This is a genomic window from Modestobacter sp. SYSU DS0657 (genome assembly GCF_054050925.1).
Genome location: NZ_JBJHAG010000005.1, coordinates 20,579 through 45,419, shown reverse-complemented (window position 1 = coordinate 45,419; position 24,841 = coordinate 20,579). Strand labels below are relative to the sequence as shown.

20 protein-coding genes are annotated in these 24,841 nt (G+C 76.2%); 9 read left to right on the top strand and 11 right to left on the bottom strand.

What is annotated here, in order from left to right; all coding sequences use genetic code 11:
* The first annotated feature begins 38 nt into the window (after nucleotides 1-38).
* The 5 genes from cydB (at nucleotide 39) to ACI79A_RS05135 (ending at nucleotide 8,705) form a co-directional block, all read left to right on the top strand.
* Nucleotides 39-1,055 carry a cytochrome d ubiquinol oxidase subunit II gene (gene cydB, locus ACI79A_RS05155; protein ID WP_457080630.1) on the top strand — a complete coding sequence of 339 codons (1,017 nt, stop codon included), beginning with the start codon at nucleotides 39-41 and terminating at the stop codon, nucleotides 1,053-1,055.
* Nucleotides 1,052-4,531 (top strand): thiol reductant ABC exporter subunit CydC, encoded by a 3,480-nt coding sequence (cydC, locus tag ACI79A_RS05150; RefSeq protein WP_457080628.1) that lies wholly within the window; start codon nucleotides 1,052-1,054, stop codon nucleotides 4,529-4,531. Before cydB ends, cydC begins: the two co-directional genes overlap by 4 nt.
* Nucleotides 4,532-4,651: 120 nt before the next feature.
* Nucleotides 4,652-5,842: an HD domain-containing phosphohydrolase gene (locus ACI79A_RS05145; protein WP_457080625.1), complete on the top strand. Its 1,191-nt coding sequence runs from the start codon at nucleotides 4,652-4,654 to the stop codon at nucleotides 5,840-5,842.
* Entirely contained in the window at nucleotides 5,839-7,845 is a 2,007-nt protein-coding gene (locus ACI79A_RS05140; RefSeq protein WP_457080623.1) for a PAS domain-containing sensor histidine kinase, read from the top strand. The genes ACI79A_RS05145 and ACI79A_RS05140 overlap by 4 nt, the downstream gene beginning before the upstream one ends.
* 119 nt (nucleotides 7,846-7,964) lie before the next feature.
* A complete protein-coding gene (locus ACI79A_RS05135) occupies nucleotides 7,965-8,705 on the top strand; it encodes a GAF domain-containing protein (protein WP_457080621.1) in 741 nt (246 codons plus the stop codon).
* A 6-nt stretch (nucleotides 8,706-8,711) separates the two neighbouring features.
* Here the strand turns inward: ACI79A_RS05135 and ACI79A_RS05130 are convergent, their stop codons facing one another.
* Entirely contained in the window at nucleotides 8,712-9,389 is a 678-nt protein-coding gene (locus ACI79A_RS05130) for a hypothetical protein (protein ID WP_457080619.1), read from the bottom strand.
* Between the two features lie 19 nt (nucleotides 9,390-9,408).
* On the opposite strand from ACI79A_RS05130, the gene ACI79A_RS05125 reads away from it, so the two are divergent.
* Both ACI79A_RS05125 and ACI79A_RS05120 read left to right on the top strand, forming a co-directional pair.
* On the top strand, nucleotides 9,409-9,711 hold the full coding sequence (locus ACI79A_RS05125; RefSeq protein WP_457080617.1) for a hypothetical protein: 303 nt from the start codon (nucleotides 9,409-9,411) through the stop codon (nucleotides 9,709-9,711).
* Between the two features lie 57 nt (nucleotides 9,712-9,768).
* Entirely contained in the window at nucleotides 9,769-11,034 is a 1,266-nt protein-coding gene (locus ACI79A_RS05120) for a PP2C family protein-serine/threonine phosphatase (protein WP_457080615.1), read from the top strand.
* A gap of 4 nt (nucleotides 11,035-11,038) precedes the next feature.
* Here the strand turns inward: ACI79A_RS05120 and eutC are convergent, their stop codons facing one another.
* From eutC to ACI79A_RS05100, 4 genes are all read right to left on the bottom strand, one after another.
* Entirely contained in the window at nucleotides 11,039-11,842 is an 804-nt protein-coding gene (eutC, locus tag ACI79A_RS05115) for an ethanolamine ammonia-lyase subunit EutC (protein ID WP_457080613.1), read from the bottom strand.
* Nucleotides 11,839-13,248: an ethanolamine ammonia-lyase subunit EutB gene (locus ACI79A_RS05110; protein ID WP_457080611.1), complete on the bottom strand. Its 1,410-nt coding sequence runs from the start codon at nucleotides 13,246-13,248 to the stop codon at nucleotides 11,839-11,841. The genes eutC and ACI79A_RS05110 overlap by 4 nt, the downstream gene beginning before the upstream one ends.
* Nucleotides 13,245-14,708 carry an ethanolamine permease gene (gene eat, locus ACI79A_RS05105; RefSeq protein WP_457080609.1) on the bottom strand — a complete coding sequence of 488 codons (1,464 nt, stop codon included), beginning with the start codon at nucleotides 14,706-14,708 and terminating at the stop codon, nucleotides 13,245-13,247. The genes ACI79A_RS05110 and eat overlap by 4 nt, the downstream gene beginning before the upstream one ends.
* 148 nt (nucleotides 14,709-14,856) lie before the next feature.
* Nucleotides 14,857-16,275, bottom strand: a complete 1,419-nt coding sequence (locus tag ACI79A_RS05100) for an MFS transporter (RefSeq protein WP_457080607.1) — start codon at nucleotides 16,273-16,275, stop codon at nucleotides 14,857-14,859.
* 207 nt (nucleotides 16,276-16,482) lie between these two features.
* Between ACI79A_RS05100 and ACI79A_RS05095 the strand changes: the two genes are divergently transcribed.
* Entirely contained in the window at nucleotides 16,483-17,448 is a 966-nt protein-coding gene (locus tag ACI79A_RS05095; protein WP_457080605.1) for a hypothetical protein, read from the top strand.
* Between the two features lie 5 nt (nucleotides 17,449-17,453).
* Here the strand turns inward: ACI79A_RS05095 and ACI79A_RS05090 are convergent, their stop codons facing one another.
* From ACI79A_RS05090 to ACI79A_RS05070, 5 genes are all read right to left on the bottom strand, one after another.
* On the bottom strand, nucleotides 17,454-18,041 hold the full coding sequence (locus ACI79A_RS05090) for a TIGR03086 family metal-binding protein (RefSeq protein ID WP_457080603.1): 588 nt from the start codon (nucleotides 18,039-18,041) through the stop codon (nucleotides 17,454-17,456).
* Nucleotides 18,038-18,454: a hypothetical protein gene (locus tag ACI79A_RS05085; RefSeq protein ID WP_457080601.1), complete on the bottom strand. Its 417-nt coding sequence runs from the start codon at nucleotides 18,452-18,454 to the stop codon at nucleotides 18,038-18,040. Before ACI79A_RS05085 ends, ACI79A_RS05090 begins: the two co-directional genes overlap by 4 nt.
* A gap of 4 nt (nucleotides 18,455-18,458) precedes the next feature.
* Entirely contained in the window at nucleotides 18,459-18,617 is a 159-nt protein-coding gene (locus ACI79A_RS05080) for a hypothetical protein (RefSeq protein WP_457080599.1), read from the bottom strand.
* Between the two features lie 33 nt (nucleotides 18,618-18,650).
* On the bottom strand, nucleotides 18,651-19,613 hold the full coding sequence (locus tag ACI79A_RS05075; RefSeq protein WP_457080597.1) for a siderophore-interacting protein: 963 nt from the start codon (nucleotides 19,611-19,613) through the stop codon (nucleotides 18,651-18,653).
* 180 nt (nucleotides 19,614-19,793) lie between these two features.
* A complete protein-coding gene (locus ACI79A_RS05070; protein ID WP_457080595.1) occupies nucleotides 19,794-23,249 on the bottom strand; it encodes a TM0106 family RecB-like putative nuclease in 3,456 nt (1,151 codons plus the stop codon).
* A 129-nt stretch (nucleotides 23,250-23,378) separates the two neighbouring features.
* Here ACI79A_RS05070 and ACI79A_RS05065 point away from each other — a divergent pair, with 129 nt between their 5' ends.
* On the top strand, nucleotides 23,379-24,392 hold the full coding sequence (locus ACI79A_RS05065; protein ID WP_457080593.1) for a LacI family DNA-binding transcriptional regulator: 1,014 nt from the start codon (nucleotides 23,379-23,381) through the stop codon (nucleotides 24,390-24,392).
* On the opposite strand, the gene ACI79A_RS05060 is transcribed toward ACI79A_RS05065, so the two are convergent.
* On the bottom strand, nucleotides 24,320-24,838 hold the full coding sequence (locus ACI79A_RS05060) for a DUF3995 domain-containing protein (RefSeq protein WP_457080591.1): 519 nt from the start codon (nucleotides 24,836-24,838) through the stop codon (nucleotides 24,320-24,322). The two genes, ACI79A_RS05065 and ACI79A_RS05060, sit on opposite strands and share 73 nt — an antisense overlap.
* Nucleotides 24,839-24,841 lie beyond the last annotated feature (3 nt).

Here is a 24,841-nt window from a genome sequence, read left to right as displayed (position 1 = left end):
CCAGCCCACGACCTGACCGAGACGCGAGAGAGAACGAGATGGACCTGCAGACAGTCTGGTTCGCCGCCGTCGCGGTGCTCTGGATCGGCTTCCTGCTGCTGGAGGGCTTCGACTTCGGCGTGGCCGCCCTGCTGCCGGTGATCGGCCGCCGCGAGGCCGACCGCCACCTGATGCTGCGGAGCATCGGCCCGCTGTGGGACGGCAACGAGGTGTGGCTGATCACCGCCGTCGGCGCCGTCTTCGCCGCCTTCCCCGGCTGGTACGCCACCTGGCTGCCCGCGCTGTACCTGCCCTTCGTGCTGGTGCTGTTCGGCCTGATCATCCGGGCGGTGGCGTTCGAGTGGCGCCACTCGCACCACACCGCTCAGTGGGACAGCACCTGGACGCACGTGATCACCGCCGGGTCGCTGATCGCCGCCCTCGGAATCGGCGCAGCGCTGGGCAGCACCACCCTCGGCCTGCCCATCGACGCCGACGGCACCCGGCTCGGCGGCGCGTTCGCCGGCGTCGGCTGGGCGGCGCTGCTCGGCGCCGTCGCGGTGCTCGCCTTCTCGATGGTGCACGGCGCGGTGTTCCTCAGCCTGAAGACCGACGGCCCGGTCCGGCTGGCCGCCCGCCGGTTCGCCACCCGCTGGTCCCCGGTCGCCGCCCTGCCCCTGCTGCTGTGGGCCGGCCTGGTCCAGCTGCGCTCGGGCACGATCGTCACCGCGGCCCTCTGGCTGGTCGCCGCGCTCGCGGTGCTGCTCACCTGGAGCTACCTGCGGGTGGACCGGGAGGGACCGGCGTTCGCCGCGTGGGCGGCCGTCATGCTCGCCTCGGCCGCGACGATCTTCGGCGCCGCGTACCCGGTCGTCGTCCCCTCGACGATTGACCCCGCGTTCGACGTCACGATCGCCGACGCGTCGGTGAGCGACTACACCCTCACCGTCATGACCTGGGCGGCCGGGTTCGGCCTGCCGATCGTGCTCGGCTACCAGGCGTGGACCTACTGGGTGTTCCGCAAGCGGCTGACCGCCGAACCGCAGACCCCGCACGAGGAGCCGGTGTCCGCGTGAGCTCTGCCGTGCCGGCTCCGGCCCCGGTGACCGAGCAGGTCACCGGGGCAGGCGGCCGTTCCGCAGGACGGGGGCCGTTGGGCGCGCTCGCCGGCGTGCCGGGGCTGCCCGGCGCGATCGCCCGCGCCGCCGCCCTGGCGCTGGTGCAGACCACCGGCGTGGTGCTGCTGGCCGCCGGGCTCGCCCGGGCGGTCGCCGACGTCTTCACCGGTCAGGTCGCGACGACCGAGCTGGCCCCGGCGCTGGGGGTGGCCCTGCTCGGTGCCGCCGTGCGGGCGCTCGCCGGTGGGCTCGGCACCGTCGTCGCCACCCGCGACGCCCGCCGCGCCGAGGACACCCTGCGCCGCCGGTTGCTCGTGCGGCTGCTGGGCGGGCAGGGCGAGGCGGTGACCGCCGCCGGCGGCACCGGTCCCGCGGCGGTGCTGGCCACCACCCGGCTGCACGACCTTGGCCCGGCGCTGGCCACCTACCTGCCGGCGCTGGCGCAGGCCGCCGTCGTCCCGCCGGTGCTGCTGGTCGTCCTGGGCGTGACCGACTGGCTCTCCGCCCTGCTGGTCGCGGTGACCCTGCCGCTGGTGCCGCTGTTCATGGCGCTGGTCGGGCTGCACACCCGCGACGAGACCGCCGAGGCCGCCCGCGCGCTGGACCGGATCGCCGGCCACGTCGCCGAGCTGGTCCGCGGGCTGCCGGTGCTCAGCGGCCTCGGCCGCGCCGCCGACCAGCTGACCGCGCTCGCCGACCTCGGCGAGACCCACCGCCGCCGCACCCTCGCCACGCTGCGCACCGCGTTCCTCTCCTCGCTGGTGCTCGAGGTGCTCGCCACCCTGTCGGTCGCGCTGGTCGCCGTCACCGTCGGCATCCGGCTGGTCGAGGGCGGCATCGGCCTGGAGGCCGGGCTGCTCGCGCTGCTGCTGGCCCCGGAGGCGTTCGCCCCGCTGCGCGCTCTCGGCTCGGCCCACCACGCCGCCGAGGACGCCGCCGAGGCCGCGGCCGCCGCGCGCGGGGTGCTGGCCACCCCGCTGCCGCGCCCGGTCATCGGGTCACCGCCGGCCGGGGAACCGCGCGGCATCGCCGTCACCGACCTGACCGTCCGCTTCCCCGGCCGCGGGGTCCCCGCGGTCGACGGCGCCGTCCTGACCGTCGCGCCCGGGGAGCTGGTCGCGTTGCGCGGGCCCAGCGGCTCGGGCAAGTCCACCGTGCTCGCGGTGCTGGCCGGCCAGCTGCTCGACGGCGCCGGCGGCGAGGTCACCGGCACCGCGCTGGTACCCGAGGACGTCGCCGTCGTCCCGCAGTTCCCGCGCACCGTCGCCGAGACCGTCGTCGACGAGCTGCGGCGGCACGCCGGGGACCTCGCCCCCGAGCGGGCCACGTCGCTGGCGGAGACCGCTCTGGAGTGGGTGGAGGGTGAGCACCTGCGCGACCGGGTCTGCCGCACCCTCTCCCCCGGTGAGCTGCAGCGGGTGGCCCTGGCCCGGGCCCTGGTGCGGGTGCAGCGGGGCGCCCGGGTGCTGCTGCTCGACGAGCCGACCGCCTCGCTGGACACCGCCGCCACCGCCCGGGTGGCCGCCGTGCTGCACCGGCTGCGCGGGTCGCTGTGCACCGTGCTGGTCACGCACGAGCCGGCGCTGGCCGCGCTCGCCGACCGCACCGTGGAGCTGCCCGCGCCATCCGCGCTCCCCCCGCTGACCTCCGCCCCGCCCGCTTTCCGCGCGGAAAGCACAGCCGCGGCCCCCGCTTTCGGCGCGGTAAGCGAACCGCCGAGCCTTGCTTTCGCCGCGGAAAGCGCAACGGTCCCGGGGACGGCGGTCGCGGGGCCGGGCTGGCCGCGGCGGGTGCTGGCGAAGGCGGTGGCCTACGGCGCCGCCTCGAGCGCGGCGGGGGTCGCGCTCACCGCCGTCTCCGGCTGGCTGATCGTGCGGGCCGCCGAGCAGCCGCCGATCCTCACCCTGATGGTCGCCATCGTCGCGGTGCGCGCCTCCGGCCTGGGCCGGGCGGTGCTGCGCTGGCTGGAGCGGCTTGCCAGCCACGACGCCGCCTTCCGGCTGGCCTCGGCCACCCGGCTGCAGCTCTGGCGGGCGCTGGTGGCCCAGGGCCCGGCCGCCGACCGCACCCCCGGGCGGGCGCTGGCCCGGCTGGTCGGCGACGTCGGCCTGGTGCAGGACCTCTCGGTGCGGGTGGTCACCCCGCCGCTGGTGGCCGGCTCGGTGCTCGTGCTCACGACGGCGGTGCTCACCGTGCTGGACCCGCTGGCCGGCGGACTGGTGGCCGCGGTGCTGGCCGCCGCGGTGCTCCTCGTGCTGCTGGTGCACCGCCGGGCCGACCGGGGCGCCTCCCGCGCCGCCGCCGAGCTGCAGACGGTGACCCTCCGGGAGACCACCGCCACCCTCGAGGCGGCCGCCGACCTGCGCGCGCACGGCCTGGTCCCCGACTCCGTCGACCGGCTGGACGCCCTCGGGCGCCGCCAGGGGCGGGCTGCCCGGTCCGGCGCCGCCGCCGTCGCGGTCGGGGACGCGATCGCGGCGTTCGCCACCGGTGCGGCCGCCGTCCTGGCGCTCGCCGCCGGCGCGGTCGCGGTGCGCGCCGGGGAGGTGTCCGCCCCGGTGGCGGCCGTCCTGGCGCTCGCGCCGCTGGCGCTGCTGGAGCCGCTGGCCGCGATCAACGCCGCCCGGCGGCACCGGCTGGCGCTGTCCGACGCACGGGCGCGGATCACGGCGGTGCTGGCCGAGCCGGTGGCCGCCGACCCCGCGCCGGCCGACCGGCTGCCCGCGCCGCGACCGGTCCGCGAGCTGGCCACCGAGTCGTTGTCGGCCGGCTGGCCCGGGCGCCCGGGCGTGCTGCGCGACCTGGACCTGGTCGCCACCGCCGGCAGCGGCTGGCTCGTGGTCACCGGCCCGTCCGGGTCGGGGAAGTCGACGCTGCTGTCGGTGCTGCTGGCCGCGCTGCGCCCGTCGTCGGGTGAGTACGTGCTCGGCGACGGCCGGCGTCCGGTGCCGGTCGCCCGGCTGACCCGCGCCGAGGTGCAGGCGGCGATGGCCTGGTGCCCGCAGGACGCCCACGTCTTCGACGCCTCGCTGCGCGCCAACCTCGCCCTGGCCCGGCGGCGCGGAGCGCTCGCCGGCGAGGCCGGCGAGCAGGCGATGCGCCGGGCCCTGACCGACGCCGGGCTGGGCCCGCTCCTCGCCTCGCTCCCCGCCGGGCTGGACACCCCGGTCGGGGCCGGTGGGGCGTCGCTGTCCGGCGGGGAGCGCCGGCGGCTCGCCGTCGCCCGCGCGCTGCTGGCCGACCGGGAGGTGGTGCTGCTCGACGAGCCCACCGCCCACCTGGACCCGCCGACGGCGGCCGCGCTGGTCACCGACCTGCGCCGCGCGCTGGCCGGCCGGCTGGTGGTCTGCGTGACCCACGACCCGGCGCTGACCGCCGGCGACGACAGCGTCGTGGACCTCGCCCGGGTGGGGGCGGTCGCCGACCGCACGTGATCCACCTCACTCCGAGGAGTGGACCGGCTCCCACAGGCTCCTCGAACGACGTCCGCGCGCCGACCTCCGTGGTGACCGCCGACACACCGGCGGTCCGACGCGACCCACGGGAGCCGGACCATGACCGCACCGACCGCACCCCTCCCCCACCCCTCCGGGCCGGGACTCCCATCGATCCTGCTGGTCGACGACGAGGTGGCGATCCTCGACGGCCTGCGCCGGCAGCTGCGCCGGCAGTTCACCGTGCACACCGCCACCGGCGGCGCCGCAGCCCTCGAGCTGCTGCGGGTCGAACCGGTGACCGTCGTCGTGTCGGACATGCGCATGCCGGAGATGGACGGGGCCACCTTCCTGTCCCGCGTGCGCGTGGAGCACCCGGACGTCGTGCGCATCCTGCTCACCGGCCAGGCCGACACCCAGGCCGCCATCTCCGCGGTCAACGAGGGGAACATCTACCGCTTCCTCACCAAGCCCTGCCCGCCGGAGGTCCTGCTCGACGAGCTCGGCAGCGCGGTGGAGCTCAACCGGCTGGTGACCGCGGAGAAGGAGCTGATGGCCTCCACGCTGCGCCGCACCGTCGAGGCGCTCGCCTCCACCCTCTTCCTCGCCCAGCCGGCGGCCTTCGCCCGCGCCGACCGGATCACCGGCACGGCGTCGGAGCTGGCCGAGGCGCTCGGCGTGGAGGACGCCTGGGAGGTCGAGATCGTCGCCCGGCTGGGCTCCCTGGGGCTCGTCAGCGTGCCTCCGGCGGTCTTCGCCAAGGCACAGTCGGGCCGGCCGCTGGACGATGAGGAGCAGGCGATGCTGGACCGCGTCCCCGCGCTGAGCCGGGACCTGGTCGCCCCCATCCCACGCCTGGAGTCGGTCGCCGACGCCATCGGCTGGCAGCCGGCCCGGTTCGACGGCGCCGGCAGCGGGCCCGGGGTGCCGGCCGGGGCCGCCCTCCCGGTCGCGTCCCGGATCATGAAGGTGGCCGTCGACTTCCACCGCGGGCTGTCGCAGCGGCCCTCGGTGGCGGACACCATCGCGGTCCTGCGCGCTGACGAGGGGGCCTACGACCCGGTCGTCCTCGACGCCCTCGCCCGCTCGCACGAGCTCCACGACGACGCAACGCCCGTGGCCCCTCGGGAGGTCGCCGTCAGCGACCTCGAGCCCGGCATGGTCGTCTTCGACGACGTCAGCACCGTCACCGGGGTCCTCCTGGTCGGTCGCGGTGCGGTCGTCACCGAGCCGCTGATCCAGCGGCTCACCAACTTCCTCAGGAACGAGCCGGTCGCCCGCCGGCTGCTGGTCACCGGAGGCGCGTCGTGACCGGGACCGTCGGCACGGCAGACGCTGCCGCCGTGGCCGATGCGCTGGCCCCCCGTGACCACGTCCGCGCGCTGCTGGACGCCTGCGTCGACGGGATCTACTCCGTCGACGAGGCCGGCGTCTGCCGGTACGCCAACCCCGCCGCCGCCGCCCTGCTCGGGCACCCGGTGGAGCAGCTGGTGGGGGTCGAGCTGCACGGCCTCGTGCACCACACCCGGCCCGACGGGTCCCCGTTCCCGGTGGATGCCTGCCCCCAGCGCGCCGTCATCCACGGCCGCCCGGTGGACGCCCTCGAGGACCTGCTCTGGCGCGCCGATGGGACCGGGCTGGTCGTCGAGCGCCGGACCCAGCCGGTGCTCCTCGACGGCGCGGTCGTCGGGTCGGTCACCAGGGTCAGCGACGTCAGCCGCCACCGGGAGAGCGTCGCCCAGCTCAGCGGAGTCCTGGCCACCGCCGGGGACGCGTTCGTCGGCACCGACCACGACGGCACCATCAACGCCTGGAACGCCGCGGCCGAGACCCTCCTCGGCTGGACGGCGCAGGAGGCGATCGGCCGGCCGCTGCTCACGACGATCGTGCCCGCGTCGTTGCGCGCCGAGTACGCCGAGGCGATCGCCCGGGTGCACGCCGCCGAGCCCGGCGATCTGCCGCTGGGCCCGGTCGAGATGCGCGCCCAGCGCAAGGACGGCGCGACGGTGGAGATCGAGCTGACCGTCGGGCGGATGCCGTGGGCGGGGCAGTGGCGGTTCCACGCCTTCCTGCGCGACATCACCGGCCGGCGGGTGGCCGAGTCCTCGCTGGCCCGGTCGGAGGCCCTGCACCGGCTGCTCGCCGAGAACAGTGGCGACCTGATCAGCCAGCACGACCCGGACAGCACCATCCGCTACGTCTCGCCGTCGGTGCAGTGCGTGCTGGGCACGACCCCGGAGGAGCTGACCGGCTGCCGCGCGCTGGACCTGGTCCACCCCGACGACGTCGGCATCCTGCTGCACCGGGACGGCCAGTTCCGGACCGACGCCGGGCGCGGCGAGCTGACCTTCCGGCTGCGGCACCGGGACGGGCACTGGGTGTGGGTGGAGTCCGTCTCGTCCGTGCTGCGCGACTCGACCGGGGCGATCGCCGAGATCCAGATGTGCACCCGGGACATCACCGACCGCAAGGCCCGGGACGCCGAGATCCACCGGGAGTCGAAGCTGGAGTCCCTGGGCCGGCTGTCGGCGGGTCTGGCCCACGAGATCAACACCCCGATCCAGTACGTCGGTGACAACGCCCGGTTCCTGGCCGAGGCCTTCCAGGACCTGATGTCGCTGCTGCGTGTGTACCGCGGGTTGCTCGAGTACCCGGAGCCGATGGACTGGTCCGAGCGGCAGGCGCAGATCAACGCGGCCGAGGAGGGCGTCGAGTTCGACTACCTGCAGGCGGAGGTGCCCAGCGCGGTCGCCCAGACGCTGGCCGGGATCGACCGGGTGGCGACGATCGTCCGGGCGATGAAGACCTTCAGCCACCCCGGGCACACCGAGCACGTGCCGGCGGACCTGAACGAGGCGCTCGCCGCGACGGTGACCGTGACCCGCCACCAGGTGAGCAGCGTGGCCGACCTGCAGCTGGGCCTCGGTGCGGTCCCGCCGGTGCGGTGCAACATCGCCGACCTGAACCAGGTCTTCCTCAACCTCATCGTCAACGCCGCCGACGCTGTGGAGGAGACCGGCCGCCGCGGGACGATCGCCGTCAGCACCGCCGTCGAGGGGGAGCAGGTGGTGATCCGGATCAGCGACACCGGCACCGGCATCCCCGACCACGTGCGCGCGAAGATCTTCGACCCGTTCTTCACCACGAAGGACGTGGGACGCGGCACCGGCCAGGGGCTCCCGCTGGCCCGGGCGGTCGTCCAGGAGGCGCACGGCGGCACGCTGACCGTGCGGTCCGAGCCAGGGGCCGGAAGCACCTTCACCGTGCGGCTGCCGATCCTCGGCGCGCGCCCGGAGGAGCCCGCGGCCGCCTGACGGCGGTGGGCCGACACCGGACGGGTCGCCTGCGGCATCGCCGCGCCGCCCGGGTCTCCCCGGGACGGCGCGATCACGGTCGGGTGGACCGGGGGCGCGGCTACCGGGAGGCTGGCCGGGTGAGCCTGGCGGAACGCTTCTCGGCAGCCGTGGCCGCCGAGACGCCGGACCCGGCCGGCGCCGGCGAGCTGGAGCTGCTGCCGGACCGGCTGGCCCGGGCAGCCGCGCGGGTGCTGGCCGTCGACGGCGTCGGGTTCAGCGTGCGGGCCGGCGCCCGGGGCCGCACTCCGCTGGGCGCGAGCTCACCGGAGGCGGGCCGGGCCGAGCGGCTGCAGTTCACCGCCGGTGAGGGGCCGTGCGCGGCGGTCTACGGCACCGGGCAGCCGGTCTTCGCGGTGCCGGCCGACCTGCACCGGCGCTGGCCCGCCTACGCCGACCTCGTGCTCGCCAGCACCCCGTTCCGCGGCGTCGTCTGCCTGCCGCTCCGGTCCGCGCTGACCGGCGTGGGCGTGCTCGACGTCTTCCTCGCCGAGCCCGAGGACGTGCCGCGGCTGGACGTCTTCGACGCGTTCGCGGTCGGCGCGCTGATCACCTCGGCGCTCGGTGACGCGGCGCTGTGGTCGTCCTGGACGGCGGAGGACGGCCCGGGCTGGCTGCACACCCCGGCGGCCACCCGGCGAGCGGCGGTCTGGGAGGCGGTCGGGCGGTCCGCGATGGCGTGGGACGTCGACGCGCCCGCGGCGCTGGCCCTGCTTCGGGCGCACGCGTGGGCCTCCGGGCGGTCGGTGGACTCGGTGGCCGCGGACCTGCTCGCCGGGCGGCTCACCCCCGCCGACGTCGCCGGGCGCCTCCCGGACTGACCGGCGTCAGCGGCAGGGGGCGTCGAGCGCGACGTCGACCCGGATCTCCGGGCCGAGCTGGGCGTCGACGAGCTCCAGGGCGTCGCCGGACCAGAAGCTGCCCGGGTCGTAGGAGCTCAGCGGCCGGTCGGCCGGCAGCAGCCCCATCGCGGTGTAGGTGGCGGCGACCAGCTCGGCGCAGAAGACCGTGTCGTTCGTCTCGTGCCGCCGCAGCCGGCCGTTGACCCAGCCCCGGGCCAGCCCGCGGGTGGTCGGGAACGGCTTGCCGTCCAGCCGGGCGATGGTGCGCAGCACGGCGTCCTCCATCTCCCGGGTCACCCCGCCGTCGTCGGCGGGGCCGACCAGCTGGCGCAGCCAGGCCTGCTGCCCGTACCGCTTCCGCCAGACGCAGACGGCGTCGGCGAGGTCGTGCAGCTGCACGCCCCGCTGGTGCCGCCCGGTCCAGACGTCGGCCAGCGAGTGCCCGAGCTCCGCGTGCCACAGCAGCGGCGGCAGGTCGTCGAGGACGACGGCCATGCCGACGTGGTTGACCGGGGCGTTGGTGACCGTCTGGACGGCGCGGTCGGCCAGCGAGCCACCGCGGAACACCCACACGTCGCCGGTCCGGGTCAGCTCGCCGGCCTCGTGCAACGAGAGGGCCCGTGCGGAGGTGCCACGCACGAACCCGGTGCGATTGTGAGCCACACCACTACGGTACGGGGTCATGCGGGTCGGGAAGCTGCTCGGAGTCGCCGGAATCGCCGGGGTTGCCGCCACCGGGGCAGTGCTGCTGCGCCACGAGCGGCACCGCCGGTCGTACACCGCGGAGGAGGTGCGGGCCAGGCTGCAAGGCCGGGTGGCCGAGGCGGAGACCGCACCGGCCGACCCGGACATGGTGCCGGACTGGCCGGCCGAGGTGCAGCGGCCCCGGCGGCACCCGATGGAGGCGCTGCTCAGCTCGGTCATGCGCATCGGTCCGCTGCGCCGGCTGCCCCGGACGACCCCCGCCGACCCCGCGGGCGTGTGATCGCGCCTTCACCGACGGTCGTGTTTGCCCGGCCTGCCCGGCGATCATGGTCTTCGGGTGACGAGCGGCGGCGACTTCGACGAACCCCGACGGCAGCACCCGACCCCCGAGAGCGTCGGTGAGCGGCTGTTGGGCGCGCTGCTCGACCGGGCGCACCTCATCCCCCCGCGGTTGGTGGGCCCGCTCGTGGCCCAGGAGGCGGGCGTCGCCGGCGCCCGCGACGTGAGCATCCACCTGCAGGACTACGACCAGGTGTGGCTCCAGCCGCTGACCGGCCGGGGCCTGGTCGGCGACCCGGTGCGGATCGACGGCAGCGACATCGGGCGGGCGTTCACCACCAACACCCCGGTCGAGGTGCGGCAACCCGGCGGTGCGGTGCGGCTGCACCTCCCGATGCTCGACGGCTCCGACCGGGTCGGGGTGCTGTCCCTGACCCTGCCCCGCCCCGACGACCACGACCGGCAGCTGACCCAGCGGCTGGCCGGGCTGGTGGCCGACCTGGTGGTGACCAAGTCCGACTACACCGACACCTTCGTCCAGACGCGCATGACCCGGCCGATGACCCTGGCCGCACAGCTGCAGTGGCAGACCCTGCCCCCGCTGATGATGACCACCCCGGACGTCGACCTGGCCGGGGTGCTCGAGCCCGCCTACGAGGTCGGTGGGGACGCCTTCGACTACGCCCTGAACGAGCACCTGCTGCAGGTGGCCGTCGTCGACGCCATGGGCCACGGCCTCGACGCGGCGACCATGGCCACCGTCGTCGTCGGCGCCCACCGGCACGGGCGGCGGGCCGACGCGCCGCTGGACGGGATCTACGCCGAGATGGACGAGGTGGTCGCCGGCTCGTTCCCGGGCCGGTTCGCCACCGCCCAGCTCGGCCGGCTGGACACCCGGACCGGGGAGTTCACCTGGGTCAACGCCGGGCACCCGGCCGCCCTGTGGGTGCGCAACGGGCGGGTGATCGGCGAGCTGACCGGTCCGGTCAGCCGGCCGGTGGGCCTGGGCGCCGGGCGCCCGCAGGCGCGGTCGGTCCACCTGGAGCCCGGGGACCGGCTGCTGTTCTTCACCGACGGGGTGGTCGAGGAGCGGCTCGACGGCGGGGAGCAGTTCGGTGAGGCCCGGCTGCAGGCGCTGCTGGAGGAGCACACCCGGGCCGGGCTGAACTGCGCGGAGACCGTGCGCCGGCTGTCGCACGCCCTGATGGCCGCCCGCGCCGGGCGGACGAGCGACGACGCGTCCCTGCTGCTCGTGGAGTGGAAGAACCCGCCGCGGGACGACGAGCTGGACCCCCGGATCCCGGAGGCCACGCCGTCGGACTGACCGGTCAGCCGGCCTCCGGTGGCAGCGCCGCGCCCTCGTCCTTGAGGACGACGCCCGAGGCGCCCAGCGCGCGGGCGGCGTGCAGCAGCCCGGCCAGGGTGTCGGCCGCCTGCGCGTAGCCGAGCCCGTGCGGCGGGCGGACGTTGGAGATGCAGTTGCGCTCGGCGTCGGCCCGGCCCGGCCGCGGGCCCCAGGTCAGGTAGAGGCCGAGGCTGTCGGCGGAGGAGAGCCCGGGCCGCTCCCCCACCAGCACGACCACGGCCGCCGCGCCGAGCGCCGCGCCGATCGGATCGCCCAGGGCCACCCGCGCCTGGGACGCCACCACCAGCGGCGCCACCGACCAGCCGGGCAGCCGGTCCAGCACCGCCGCCACCGTGCCGGCCGCGTGCTCGTGCACCGCCCGCGGCGAGAGCCCGTCGGCGATCATCAGCGCCAGGTCGTGCGCGCCGCCGGGCAGCCGGGTGTCGGCGGCGAGCTGCCGGCCGAGGTCGGGGCGCTGCAGGTAGGTGGTCCGGTCGGGTGCGGCGCTGTGCACCTCCAGCACGTCCAGGCCGACGCCGGCCGCGGTCAGCGCGGCGCGCAGCCGGCCGCCGTCCAGCGGGGTGTGCACGGCGTCGCGGGCGGCGGCGTGCGCGGCGCGGAACTCCAGCTCCCGGGCGGTGGGCAGCGCGTCGCCGGCGCGGCCCAGCGCCACCCGCGCCCGGGTCGCATTCCGCAGCACCCCCCACGGGTCCCCGCCAGAATGGCCGTTCTGGCGGTCAGCAGGTTCGCCAGAACGGCCATTCTGGCGGGCCTCGGGGGTCGTCATCGGGCGGCCGCCAGCAGGGCCCGGGCGGCGGGGGCGTCGGGGGTCAGCTCCCGCACCCGGCCGGCGTCGTCGAGCAGGTCCATCCGCGCCAGCCACGCCTCGAACTCCGGCGCCGGCCGCAGGTCCAGCACCGAGCGGGCGGTCAGCACGTCCTGGAACGACAGCGACTGGTAGTGCAGCATCACGTCGTCCGACCCCGGGACGGCGATGACGAAGGCGCAGCCCGCCGCCCCGAGCAGCAGGGTGAGGGCGTCGGTGTCGTCGCCGTCGACGTCGGTGTGGTTCGTGTAGCAGACGTCCACGCCCATCGGCAGGCCGAGCAGCTTGCCGCAGAAGTGGTCCTCCAGCCCGGCGCGCACCACCTGCTTGCCGTCGTAGAGGTACTCCGGGCCGATGAACCCGACGACGGTGTTGACCAGCAGCGGCTCGAAGTGCCGGGCCACCCCGTAGGCGCGGCACTCCAGGGTCTGCTGGTCGACCGGGCCGTCGACACCGTGGTGGGCGTCGGCCGACAGCGCCGAGCCCTGGCCGGTCTCGAAGTAGGTGACGTTGCGCCCGACGGTGCCCCGGCCCAGCTCCAGCGCACCGGCCCGGGCCTCGGCGAGCAGGTCGAGGGTGACGCCGAACCCGCGGTTGCCGGCCTGGGTGCCGGCCACCGACTGGAACACCAGGTCGACCGGGGCGCCGGCCTCCAGCGCCCGCAGCGTCGTCGTCACGTGGGCGAGCACGCAGGACTGGGTCGGGATCTCGTAGCGGCTGACCACCGCGTCGAGCAGCTCCAGCAGCGCGATCGTCTGCGCCGGGGAGTCGGTGGCCGGGTTGATCCCGATGACCGCGTCGCCGCAGCCGTGCAGCAGCCCGTCGAGCACGCCGGCGGTGACGCCGACCGGGTCGTCGGTGGGGTGGTTGGGCTGCAGCCGGGAGGCGAGCCGGCCCGGCAGCCCCAGCGTGCTGCGCAGTCCGGTGACCACCCGGGTGCGGCGGGCGACGGCGACCAGGTCGGCGTTGCGCATCAGCTTGGACACCGCCGCGACCATCTCCGGGGTGAGGCCGCGGGCCAGGGCGGAGATCGCCGCCTCGTCCCGCTCCGCCGCGCGGGCCAGCAGCCAGTCGCGGAACTCCCCCACGGTCAGCGACGCGACCGGGGCGAAGGCAGCCGGGTCGTGGGTGTCCAGGATCAGCCGGGTGACGTCGTCCTCGTCGTAGCCGACCACCTGCTCGGTGAGGAAGGTGGTCAGCGGCAGGTCGGCCAGCACGTGCTGGGCGGCGACCCGCTGCGCCGCGGACTCCGCCGCCACCCCGGCCAGCACGTCACCGGAGCGGTGCGGAGTGGCCTTGGCCAGGAGGTCGGCCAGCGAGCGGAACTCGAAGGTGTGCCCGCCCAGGGTGGTCCGGCGGATGGTCATCGCACCTCCTCCTCCGCGGCGGCCAGCAGCTCGAACTCCTCCTCCGGTGCGGAGGCGACGAGGTGGTGGCGGCTGTAGAGGGCGAAGTAGGCCAGGAAGGCGAGGAACGCGCCGAGGGTCCAGAGGGCGGCGGTGCGGTCGACGAGGAAGGTGGCGATCACCGCGGCGGCGGCCAGCACCAGGGCCACGCCGGTGGTGACCGTGCCGCCGGGCGTGCGGTAGGGCCGCGGCAGGTGCGGCTCGCGGCGGCGCAGCACGATGTGGCTGACCATCATCAGCACGTAGGACACCGTGGCGCCGAAGACGGCCATGTTCAGCAGCATGGCGCCCTGCCCGGTCAGCGAGAGCACGAAGCCGATCACGCCCGGGACGAGCAGCGCGAGCACCGGCGCCTTGCGCCCGTTGGTCACCGACAGGGCACGGGACAGGTAGCCGGCGCGGGAGAGCGCGAAGGTCTGCCGGGAGTAGGCGTAGATGATCGAGAAGAAGCTGGCGACCAGGCCGACCAGGCCGGCGTAGTTGATCACCGTGGTGAGGCCGCTGGAGGCACCGGCGACCTCGAGCGCCTCCACCGGGGGGTTGCCGCTGGCCGACATCGTCTGCGCGCCCCCGGCCCCGGCGGTGAACACCAGCATGAGCACGGCCAGCACCAGCAGCAGGCCCATCGCCGCGACGATGCCGCGCGGCATGGACCGAGCGGGGTCGTGAGCCTCCTCGGCGGCCAGCGGCACGCACTCGACCGCGAGGAAGAACCAGATGGCGAACGGGAAGGCCGCCCAGACGCCCATCAGGCCGAAGGGCAGGAACTCCGAGGCGCCAGCGGCGTCGGTGGGCGCGATGTCGGTGAGGTTGCCGGCGTCGAAGGCGGGCACCGCCCCGACCAGGTAGAGCACCAGCCCGGCCACGGCCATCGCGGCGATCCCCAGCATCACCTTCAGCGCCTCGCCGACGCCGAGCAGGTGGATGCCGATGAACAGCGCATAGGCCACGAGGTAGACCCACCAGCCGTCGGTGATGCCGAACAGCCCCAGCGACTCCACGTAGGCACCGATGAAGGTGGCGATCGCCGCCGGGGCGATCGCGTACTCGATGAGCACCGCCACGCCGGTCGCGTAGCCACCCCAGGGGCCCAGCGCCCGGCGGGCGAAGGTGTAGCCGCCACCGGCGGTCGGCAGCGCGGAGCCCAGTTCGGCCAGGCCGAAGACCATCGCCGAGTACATGACCGCCATCAGGACGACGGCGATCAGCAGCCCGCCGAAGCCGCCCTCGGCCAGCCCGAAGTTCCACCCGGCGTAGTCACCGGAGATGACCGCGGCGACGCCGAGGCCGGCCAGCAGGACCCACCCCGCCGTCCCGCCGCGGAGCTGCCTGCGCTCGAGGTAGCCGGCGTCGACGGCCTCCGCCTCGACCCCCCGCCCAGGTCCGTGCGGTGCTCGGGCGGGTGCGGGTTCGACGGTCATCGCGGTCCTCCGGCTCGTGGCCCCCGGGTGAGGCGGGAGCCAGCGTGTTCCCCCGGCCCCCGCCGGTCAACGGGGTGCGAGAGATCGGAACACCGAGTTCACGCACGGCTCGACGGACCCGCGGTCGGACGCGATGGGCGAGCCCCGGTCAGCCGACCTCGAGCAACTGCAGGTCCCGCACGTAGCTGCAGACACCGACGTGCGCGCGGACCGCGGCCGGGCGCAGCACACCTCCGACCGGGCGCAGCACGACCGCCACCGGACGCCGCCCGAACGCCACCGGCTGCGCCCAGCCCCGCCGGGGCAGCACCGGGCGCCGCACCTGCTCGCCCTCGATGCCCAGGACGAGAACGGCAGCCAGCACCGCCACCAGCGCCACCGTGCCCAGCGCCGCGGGCAGCCCGGCGTGCTCGGCGAGGAAGCCGATCACCGGCGGGCCACCGAGCAGCCCGGTGTACCCGACCGTGGTGGACAGCGCCACGCCCGAGGGGCCGCCGAGCGCACCCGCCCGGGCGATCGCCAGCGGGAAGACGTTGGCCAGCCCGAGACCGACGACCACGAAGCCGGCCAGCGCGACCGGCAGCGACGTCGTCGTCACCGCGGCGAGGGCGCCGGCCGCGGCCAGCAGCGAGCCACCGACCAGCAGCCGCCGCTCGCCGAGGGCGAGCACCAGCCGGCCGCCGGCCAACCGGCCGGCGGCCATCGCGGAGGAGAAGCCGGCATACCCGGCGGCCGCGAGCGCGGGCGCGGCGGACAACTGCTCGCGCAGGTGCAGCGCACCCCAGTCGCTCAGCGCGCCCTCGCCGTACGCGGTCGCACCGGCCACCGCGCCGAGCAGCACCAGGACACCGGTCGGCCGGCGCCCGCGCGTGACGTCGGCGACGTCGGCGAGCGGGTCGGCCACCGGCTGGACGACGTCGCCGCGGACGAGCACCGGTCCGGCCCACGCCATCGCGACGAGCCCGGCGATCGCCACGGCGGCCAGGTGCGGTGCCACGCCCGTTCCGGCCGAGGCCAGCCCACCGATCAGCGCACCGAGCAGCCCGCCACCGCTGAAGGCCGCGTGCAGGCCGGACAGCAGCGGCCGGCCGGCCCGCCCCTCCACCTGAACCCCGACGCTGTTGGCGGCGACGTTCACCGCACCGGTGACGGCACCGAACAGGAGCAGCCCCGCGCACAGGGCCGGCACCGAGCCGGCCAGCCCGGGCAGGACGGCGCTGACGCTGGCGGCCACGCCGGCCAGCGCCGCCACCCGCCCGGTGCCGAACCGGGCGCACAGCCCGCCGGTGGCCTGCATGCAGGCCAGCGCGCCGAGCGAGAGGCACAGCAGCGCGACGCCCAGGGCCGTGTGGCCCGCGCCGGTGGCGGCGCTGACGTCGGGCACCCGGGCGGCCCAGCTGCCGAAGACGAAGCCGTCGAGGCCGAACAGGACGGCGACGGCGACCTGCATCCGGCGCAGCGTGGGCGGTGCCGCGGGCGGGACGGAGGACAGCGCGGCCCGGCTCGCCGCCGAGCGCAGCAGAGCAGGGGCCCGATCGCGGAGACGGGTGGGGACAGGCAGGACCATGGCAGACCTTCGGGGAGTGGACGCGCAGCACCGCGGAACGGCTGGCGGGGGTCGGGGAGCACACGACCTCGGGCGCTGTCGTCCACGGTGCCACCCGGACGGGTGCGTTGCGGGTCCTGGCGTGGTGAGAGCGCCCACGCTGCCGCCCCACCGGGCCCACCCGGCCCTGCGGTTGCCGGTCACCGGATCCCCGCGCAGGGTCAGGGCATGACCGGGACCTTCACCCGCGGCCTCCTCGCCGGCGCCGCCGGGACCACCGCCCTCAACGCCGTCACCTGGCTGGACATGGCCGTGCGCGGCCGGCCGGCCAGCGACCTCCCCGACCGGACCGCCGACGCGCTGGCCCGCGCGGCCGGTACCCCGATCACCGGCAACGGCCGCGAGCGGGAGTCCCGTCGCACCGCTCTGGGTGCCCTCAGCGGGATCGCCAACGGCATGGCGCTGGGCGTCGTGTCCAGCGTCGTCCGGTCCGCCGGGGTGAAGCTGTCGTTCCCGGTGGGCGCGGTGGTCAAGGGCGCCGCGTCCAGCGCGGCCACGAACCTCCCGGTGGCCGCGCTGGGGGTCGACGACCCGACGACGTGGAGCAGCCCGGACTGGCTCGCCGACGCGCTGCCGCACCTGGCCTACGGGGCGACCGTGCAGGCGGTGGTGTCCGGGCTGCCGACCCCTCGGGAGCGGGTGCTCCCGAGGCAGCGGGCGCGCGCCGGGCTGGTGTGCCGATCGCTGCTGCTCGGGGTGGCCGCCGGAGGCCGCAGCTCGCTCGGGATCGCCGCACCGACGCTGACCGCGCAGGACACCGGGGCGCTGAAGAAGCTGGCCTCCCTGGCGTCGGTGGGCGGGGAGGTCTACGCGGACAAGCAGCCGGGCATCCCGGCGCGCACCAGCGCCCAGGCGCTGCCGACCCGGCTGGTCAGCGGCGCCGGCGGCGGGGCGCTGCTGGCCCGGCGGGCCGGGGCGAACGCCGCCCTGCCGGCGACCGCCGGGATCGCCGGCGCGCTGGCCGGCTCCTACGGCGGTGTCGCCTGGCGGCGGTGGGCCGGGCGGCTGATGCCCGACTGGCAGGCCGCCGCCATCGAGGACGGCGCGGCCGTGCTGCTCGGCCTCGCCGCGTGCCTGCCGGGGCGGCGCCGCTCGACCCGGCTCAGGCAGGTGCGCATCCCCACCTGGGCCTGAGCCGGTCAGCCCCGCCGGTCGGGGTTGCGGCCGGTCAGCGCCAGCGCGCGGCCCAGCGGGTCGGCGTCGGCCGGCACCGGGACGGCGGGCCCGTACCAGCCGCCGTCCCGGCCCATCGGCGCGAGCTGCTCGACCGCGGCGAGGGTGCTCCGGGCCAGGCCCGCCGGGACGACCAGCGGCGCGTCCACGGCCATGGCGAGGTCCCAGCCGTGCAGCACGAACTCGGTGAGCATCAGCGACCCCACGACGGCAGCGGGCAGCGGGGCGCCACCCAGCACCGTGTCGCCCTCCCACGCGGCCGGGTCGGCCCAGGCGTCGGCGGCGGCGTCGAGCTCCGGGGCGATCGCCGCCGCCCACTGCTCAGGGAGCAGCCCGTCGAGGAAGGGCGCCGGCCGGCCGGGGGCCGGCGGGTCGAGCGGCATCCGGGTGGCCGACCGCTGGGCGATCAGCGCTGCCCAGGCCAGGTGGTCCAGCAGCGCGCGGACGTCGAAGTCGGTGCACGGGGTGCGGGCGGGCAGGTGCTCGGGGCGGACGGCGGCCAGCGCGGTGGTGGCCAGGTCGGCGGCGGATCGAACGGCGGCGGGGTCGGTCACGGCGCCTGGTCCTGCCCGGCCGCGGAGTCTGCCGCGGCCAGCAGCCAGCCGGGGCCGGTGACCCGGGCCGCCGCCGGCAGCCGCGCGCGCAGGCCCCGGTCGGCGGTCACCACGAGCAGCTCGTCGGCCTCGTCGGCGAGCCCCCCGGCGGTGGCGGCGAGCGCGTCGTCCCCACTGCCCGCGGCGCGGACGAGCCGCAGCCCGCCCGGCGCCTCGACGTCCCGCGCCTGTCCCTCGACGACGGCGACCAGCTCGGTGACGGTGACCTGCCCGCCGTCCGGCGCGTCGAGGGTCGCCGTCCGCAGCGCGGCGAGCCGGTCCAGCAGCCGGGCGGTCGCGCCGGCGCGGTCCCGCCACCAGCCGTCGGGGCGGGAGCCCAGCACGTTGGCGACGTCGACCAGCAGCACGGTCACCGGGTCAGCCCCGCCGGGAGGAGCCGAGCACGGCGGTGCCGGCGGCCACGGCGAGGGCGACGACGGCGAGCCAGAACAACCCCTTGAGCACCCACCCGACCACGGTCAGCGCGATCCAGACGAGCACCACCAGGGCCAGCAGGAGCAGCAGGGTCCGCAGCACGTCCCGACGGTAGAGCCACCGGAGCGGCTCCGCTCAGCCGCCTTCCGCCGCGCCGATCCGCCAGTAGCCCATGAACGCCACCGAGGTGCGCGGGACGCCGAGGTCGCGCACGAGCCGGCGGCGCAGTTTCTTGACCATCCCGGCTTCCCCGGCGAGCCAGGCGTAGCAGCCGTCGGCGCCCGTCTCGGGGACCTCCCAGAGGATCCCGCTCCCCGGGTCGACGTCCTCGGGCTCCTGACCGGCGGTGGGCTTGGCGACGCCCAGCTCGCACAGCGCGGCGTGCACGGCCGGGCCGAGCGCCTCGCCGCGGGCGCGCCCGCCGCGGACCAGCCAGCGGACCTCCACCCCGGCCGGGACGGTCAGGGAGAGGACGTCGCCGGCGACCGGGACCTCCAGCACCGCGATCGTGCGGCGACCGGCGGGCAGCGCCTCGACGATCGCGCTGATCGCCGGGACCGCGGTCTCGTCACCGGCCAGGAAGAGCGCGCCGTCGGCCGGCGGCGCCCACTCGACACCCCAGGCGCGGCCGGTGCCCGGCCGGTCGGGGCCGAGGAGGACGATCCGGTCGCCGGGAACGGCGGCGGCGGCCCAGGAGGCGGCCGGGCCGGCGTGGCCGGCGTCGATGCCGTGCAGCACGACGTCGACGTCCACCTCGCCCAGCTCCGGACGGGCGTCGCGCACCGTGTAGGTGCGCAGGTGGGGCCGTCGGTCGTCGGGCAGCGCGCAGTAGTCCTGGTACCAGCCGGGGCCGTCGGTGAGCAGCTCCTCGGCGGGGGCGCCGTCGCGGGAGATGACCAGCTTGATCCGCTGGTCGGCGCCACCGACGCCGAAGCCGGTCAGCGCCGGCCCGGCCAGGGTGAGCCGCAGGAAGGTGGGGCTGAGCCGCTGGACGCGCGCGACCCGCACCGGGAAGAAGCGGTACTCGGGAGCCGCGGCCGGGGCGGAGGCCGCTGCTGAGGCAGTGCGGACGGGACGTTCGGTCGTCGCCGTGCTCATGGTGCTCTCCCGGTTCGGCAGACCGGCGCTTCCGCGACCGGACGTTGGTGAGGCTAGCCTAACCAACCCGCCGGGGGAACCGTCTGCTCGGAATCGCTGCTCCCCGGCCGCTACCCCCACGGCGCTGCCCACCGTTGCACCCGCACGGCCCGACTCGGCCCCCTTCCGGGCCGCTCGCGCTCAGCGCTCCCCGGCCACCGAAGGTCGCGGCGGCGAGGTGCCGGTGGCGACCTCCACCAGCCGGCACAGACCGTTGACCAGCCGGAGTTGCTCGGGGGTGTGCACCGGCGAGGTGAGCAGCGCGGGGCTGCCCACCAGGTAGGCGACGGTCTTCGCCCGGGACAGCGCGACGTTGAGCCGGTGCCGGTCGAGCAGGAACTCCAGCCGTCGCGGCACGTGGGCACCGCTGGACGCCGCCAGCGAGAACACCGTCACCGCGGCCTCACGTCCCTGGAACCTGTCGACGGTGCCGACCTCCACCCCGCCGAGCCCCGCGGCGGCCAGCGCGCTGCGCACCTGGTTGACCTGCGCGTTGTACGGCGTGACCACGAGGACGTCGGCCTGGCCCATCACCCGCTCCCGGCCGCCCGCCCGCCAGGGACGGCCCATCAGGTCACCGACCAGCTCCGCGACGACCGCGGCCTCCTCGGCCGAGGCGGCGCCGTTGCCCTCGTGCACCACGGGGATCCAGCCGATGCCGGCCGGCGCCGCCCAGCGTGGTGGCGCGTCGAGCTCGTTGTCGGCGGTCACCCAGGCCGGCTGGAGCTGCCCGTCGTAGGCGAGGGCGCTCACCACCGAGCACAGGGCGGGCGCCATCCGCCAGGAGCGGTCGAGGAAGACGCCGCGGTCGGCCGGGAGCACCTCGTCGGCGCCGAGCACGTGCTCGAGCGCCGAGACGTCGGCGCCGTCGGGGTGGATGCCCCGGCCGGGCTGCCGCAGCTGCTGCGGGTCACCGAGCAGCAGCAGGTTCCGGGCGGCGCGGCTGACCGCCAGGGTGTTGGCCAGCGACAGCTGACCCGCCTCGTCGACCACCAGCACGTCGAGCCGGCCGGCGAGCTCCTCGCGGGCGAACAGCCACGAGGTGCCGGCGACCAGGTCGACGTCGCCGCCGTCCAGGGCGTCGACCACCTGACCGTTGGTGCCGACGCACTGCACGTCGCGGTCGCTGCAGCGCTGCACGTCGTCGGCCTTCTGCAGCGCGCGGACCGGGGTCCCGGCCTCCCGGGCGGCGGCCATCACCGCGTCGAGCAGATTGCCGATCACCTTGTGGCTGGAGGCGGTCAGCCCCACCCGCCGGCCGGCCCGGATCAGGTCGACGACCGCCCGGGCGCCGGTGTGGGTCTTGCCCGCACCCGGCGGCCCCTGCACCGCCAGCACCCCGCCGTCGAGGGCCGCGGCCAGCCGGCGCACCGCGGCACCCGGCTCCTCCCCCGGCTCGCGCAGCCGGGTGCCGGTGACCAGCCGGGGCGGACGCCGCAGCAGCAGGTCACGGGCGGCCCGGTGCGGGCCGTCGGCGTCGATGCCGGTGGCCGCGACCTGCTCGCCCAGGCCGGCCAGCGCGGACCGGAACAGCGCGTCGCTGGGCGGGGCGGTCGGCAGCAGGCCGGTCGGGTGCTCGGCAGCCATCGCCGTCCCGCGGGCGAGCACCACCCAGCCGGCGGTCGGGTCGACGTCGACGACCGTGCTGGTGACCCGCGAGCCGTCCGCGGCCGGCAGCAGGTGTTCGAACCGGGACCCGGCCGACACCTTCGTCTCCTGCGGCGGGAAGGCGTACCGCCAGTGCTGCGAGCGCCGCTGGGCACCGAGGAACTCGGCGTCGGTCAGCGGCCCGAGCGCGGCGGTCTCCCGCTCGAGGTCGTCGGCGGGGAGGTCGCGCAGGCGGAAGTACTCCCACCAGGCCGACCGCGCCTCCCGCGCGTGCCAGCCCACCTGCTGGGCGAGCAGCCAGGTCGCCTCCTCCTCGGCGGTGCGCCCGGCCGGCGGCAACCCGGCGGTCAGCCGCTCCTCGAGCTCCTCGCGCAGCACCTGGGCCGCGACGGCCTCCGCGGACGCGTCCGGGTCGCCGTCGGCGGGCCGGTGCAGCTCGGCGCCGGACCGGAGCAGTTCGGTGCGGCGCTCCTCCAGCCAGTCGCGCAGCTGCCGGGTGGAGACGCAGTCGTCGCGGTTGTAGTGCTCGATCTGGTCCAGCAGCCCCTGGTCGCGGGTGGCCAGCCAGCGCTCGAACGCGACGATGCTCTCCCCGGCGTCGGAGACCTCGGCACCGTGGGCGCGGGTGGAGCCGCGGTAGTAGTCCTCCACCTGCTTGATCGAGTACGACTCCTTGCTCAGCCGCAGCCCCTGCCGGACCACCGCGTAGAGGTCGACCAGGACATCGGCCCGCAGCAGCCGGTCGACCTCGGCCTCCCGGGTGCCCAGCCGGGCGGAGAGAGTCTTCAGCCGGGTCGGCTCGTAGGGCGCGTAGTGGTAGACGTGCATCGTCGGGTCGGCGGCGTGCGCCGCGGTCAGCTGGTCGACCAGCGCCTCGAAGGCCCGCTGCTCGGCGGCCGCGTGCTCGTTCCCGGTGGGGTCGCAGCCCCAGTGGGCGGTGAACCCGCCGGCGGTGTCGAGGACCCCCCAGAGGTACTCCAGCCCGGTGTCGCCGGCGAACGGGTCGCCCTCGATGTCGAAGAAGAGGTCACCGCTGCTCGGCGGGGGCAGCAGCTCGAACCCGCGGCCGGGCTCGCGGGGCAGGAACTCGTAGGAGGGCCGGCCGGTGTCGCGCTCGGCCACCTGGAGCCGCGCCTGCTGGGTGAGCCGCTCCCGGGAGGTGCGGCCGATCGCGTCGGGCAGTTCGTCGGGGCCGCGCTCGGCGAGGGCGCGCACCGTGGCGATGCCGGCGTCGGTCAGGGCGAGGGCGTGGTCGCGGCGCATGAAAGCCACCAGCGACAGGGAGTCCTCGCCGCGCCAGCGTTCGGTGCACGTCTCCCGCCACGGGCAGACGCCGCAGTGCGCGTTCGGGTAGGGCGGCGCCAGCTCGCCGTCGTCCAGCCGGGCGAGGAAGCGCTGCCGGGTGCTCCGGGTGTACGCCTCCGCGTCGGCGTAGCGGAAGACGAGCTCCTGCTGATCGCCGGTGACGACGGTGAGCAGCTCCGGCGGGGTGCCCTGCAGGGACGCCAGCAGATCGCCGTAGAGCGCCATCTGCAGGAGGGCGGGCACCTTGATCCGTCGGGCCAGCTTGGTGTCGGCGACGTCGTAGGCCCAGGGGCCCAGGTCGCTGACCCGGTCGGTGCGCTTGAGCAGGAAGTCGGCGTGCCCCCGCCAGGTGCCGTCGGTGAAGGTGGCCTGGTAGACGACGTCGGCGCCGGCGCGCATGGCGGCGAGCGTCTCGGCCTGGGCACGGCGCAGGGCCGCCGGGTCCTTGCCGGTGGGGGCGGCGATCTCGGCGACGGACAGCCCGCGGTCGCGCAGCCGCTGGAGGTGCCGGGCCTCGTGCTCGATGCCGTGGGCGGCGACCAGCTCGGTCATCGGGTCGACGGCGGGAGGCCGGACGCGCTCGCCGCGCGCCACCTCCAGCGAGAGCCGGGTGAGGTGCTCGCACTCCAGGAAGCCGGTCAGGTCGCTCGCGCTGACCACCAGCCCGCCGTCGATCTCGTACACCGCGCCCCCGTTCCCTCCCCCGGCGGAGGAGCTGCCGACGACGCTAGGGGCAGGGTCCGACGATCCCGGTTCCGGGGCGTCTCCGGGACTTGCGGAACGATCATGAATCGGTACCTATAGTCATGAGTCGTGTCTGCCACGCTGTCCTCCGTCGCGGCCTACGCGGGGGTCAGCACCAGCACCGCCAGCCGGGCGCTCTCCGGTCACCCCGCGGTGCTGCCCAGCACGCGGGCCCGGGTCGAGGCCGCCGCCGCCGCGCTGCAGTACCAGCCGAACCGGATGGCCAGCGCGCTGCGCACGCGGCGCTCGGGGCTGCTCGGCCTGGTGGTCAACAACCTCCGCAACGCGACGTTCCACACCATCGCGGAGACGCTGCAGAACTGGGCCGCCGGGCAGGGCTACCAGGTGCTGGTCTGCACCACCGGGGGTGATCCGGCCCGCGAGGCGGCGTTCCTGCAGACGGCCCGCGCGCACCACTTCGACGGGGTGGTCGTCGCCGGATCCGGAGCCAACACCGACCTGGTCAACGCACTGGTCGCCGACGGTCGGGCGGCGGTGACCATGAACCGCGAGGTGCCCGGGTCGCTGGCCCCGTCGGTGATGTCGGACTACCGCACCTCGGCCCGGCTGGGCACCGAGCACCTGCTCGGGCTCGGGCACGTCCGGATCGGGGTGGTGCAGGGCCAACCGGAGGTCACCTCCGGGAGGCTCAACGACGCCGGCTTCCGGGAGGCGATGGCCGCGGCAGGCCTTCCGGTCGACCCGGAGCTGGTCGCGCGCGGGCCGTTCGTCGCCGACTTCGGCCAGGACGCGGCGACGGCGCTGCTCGGGCTCGCCACGCCTCCCACGGCGCTGCTGGTCAGCAACCACGAGGCGTCCCTGGGCGTGCTGCAGGCGGTCACCGCCGCTGGCGTCCCGGTGCCGGACCAGCTCTCGGTGATCTGCACCGAGGACGAGCCCTCGTGGGCGTGGTGGAGCCCGCCCATCACCACGGTCGACAACCGGGCCGACCTGCTCGCGGAGCGGGCGGCGGCCGTGCTGCTGGCCCAGCTGACCGGCACGGAGAGCGCCTATCCGGTGAGCCGGGAGGAGCTCGTCGAGCCGGTGCTGGTCGAGCGGGCCTCCACGGCACCGCCCCGCTGACCGCGCGTCGCGACGACGGCGACCAGCAGCGCGGCACCCCACACCAGGAACCACGCGTCCCAGCACAGCACGTGCCAGCGCAGGGCACGCTCGTCGGCGACCGGCCCGAGGTCGAGCACCCCGGTGAGCACGGCGCCGCCCAGGAGCACGTTCGCCCCGCCCCAGCCGGCCAGCAGCAGACCGGCCAGGACGGCGAGGCCCCGCAACCACCGCGGACGCCACCGCAGCAACGCCGGTCCCAGGGCCGCGCCGACCAGCTTGGCGACCACCACGGCCACGCTGACCAGCACCACCGGGGTGGTGCGCTCGCGGGCCAGCTGCTCGATCGAGCCGCCAACGGTGTCCAGCAGTGCGGTGCCCCCGGCGGTCCAGTAGGCGCTGACTGCCGCGGAGCCGAGCCCGAGCAGAGCGGACAGCCACGCGGCTGCCCTCCCTGCCCGGCTCATGGC

Coding starts and splice junctions, on each gene's coding strand:
- cydB (WP_457080630.1), top strand. CDS start 39: ATGGACCTGCAGACAGTCTGGTTCGCCGCCGTCGCGGTGCTCTGGATC.
- ACI79A_RS05145 (WP_457080625.1), top strand. CDS start 4,652: ATGACCGCACCGACCGCACCCCTCCCCCACCCCTCCGGGCCGGGACTC.
- ACI79A_RS05125 (WP_457080617.1), top strand. CDS start 9,409: ATGCGGGTCGGGAAGCTGCTCGGAGTCGCCGGAATCGCCGGGGTTGCC.
- eutC (WP_457080613.1), bottom strand. CDS start 11,842: ATGACGACCCCCGAGGCCCGCCAGAATGGCCGTTCTGGCGAACCTGCT.
- ACI79A_RS05110 (WP_457080611.1), bottom strand. CDS start 13,248: ATGACCATCCGCCGGACCACCCTGGGCGGGCACACCTTCGAGTTCCGC.
- eat (WP_457080609.1), bottom strand. CDS start 14,708: ATGACCGTCGAACCCGCACCCGCCCGAGCACCGCACGGACCTGGGCGG.
- ACI79A_RS05100 (WP_457080607.1), bottom strand. CDS start 16,275: ATGGTCCTGCCTGTCCCCACCCGTCTCCGCGATCGGGCCCCTGCTCTG.
- ACI79A_RS05095 (WP_457080605.1), top strand. CDS start 16,483: ATGACCGGGACCTTCACCCGCGGCCTCCTCGCCGGCGCCGCCGGGACC.
- ACI79A_RS05075 (WP_457080597.1), bottom strand. CDS start 19,613: ATGAGCACGGCGACGACCGAACGTCCCGTCCGCACTGCCTCAGCAGCG.
- ACI79A_RS05060 (WP_457080591.1), bottom strand. CDS start 24,838: ATGAGCCGGGCAGGGAGGGCAGCCGCGTGGCTGTCCGCTCTGCTCGGG.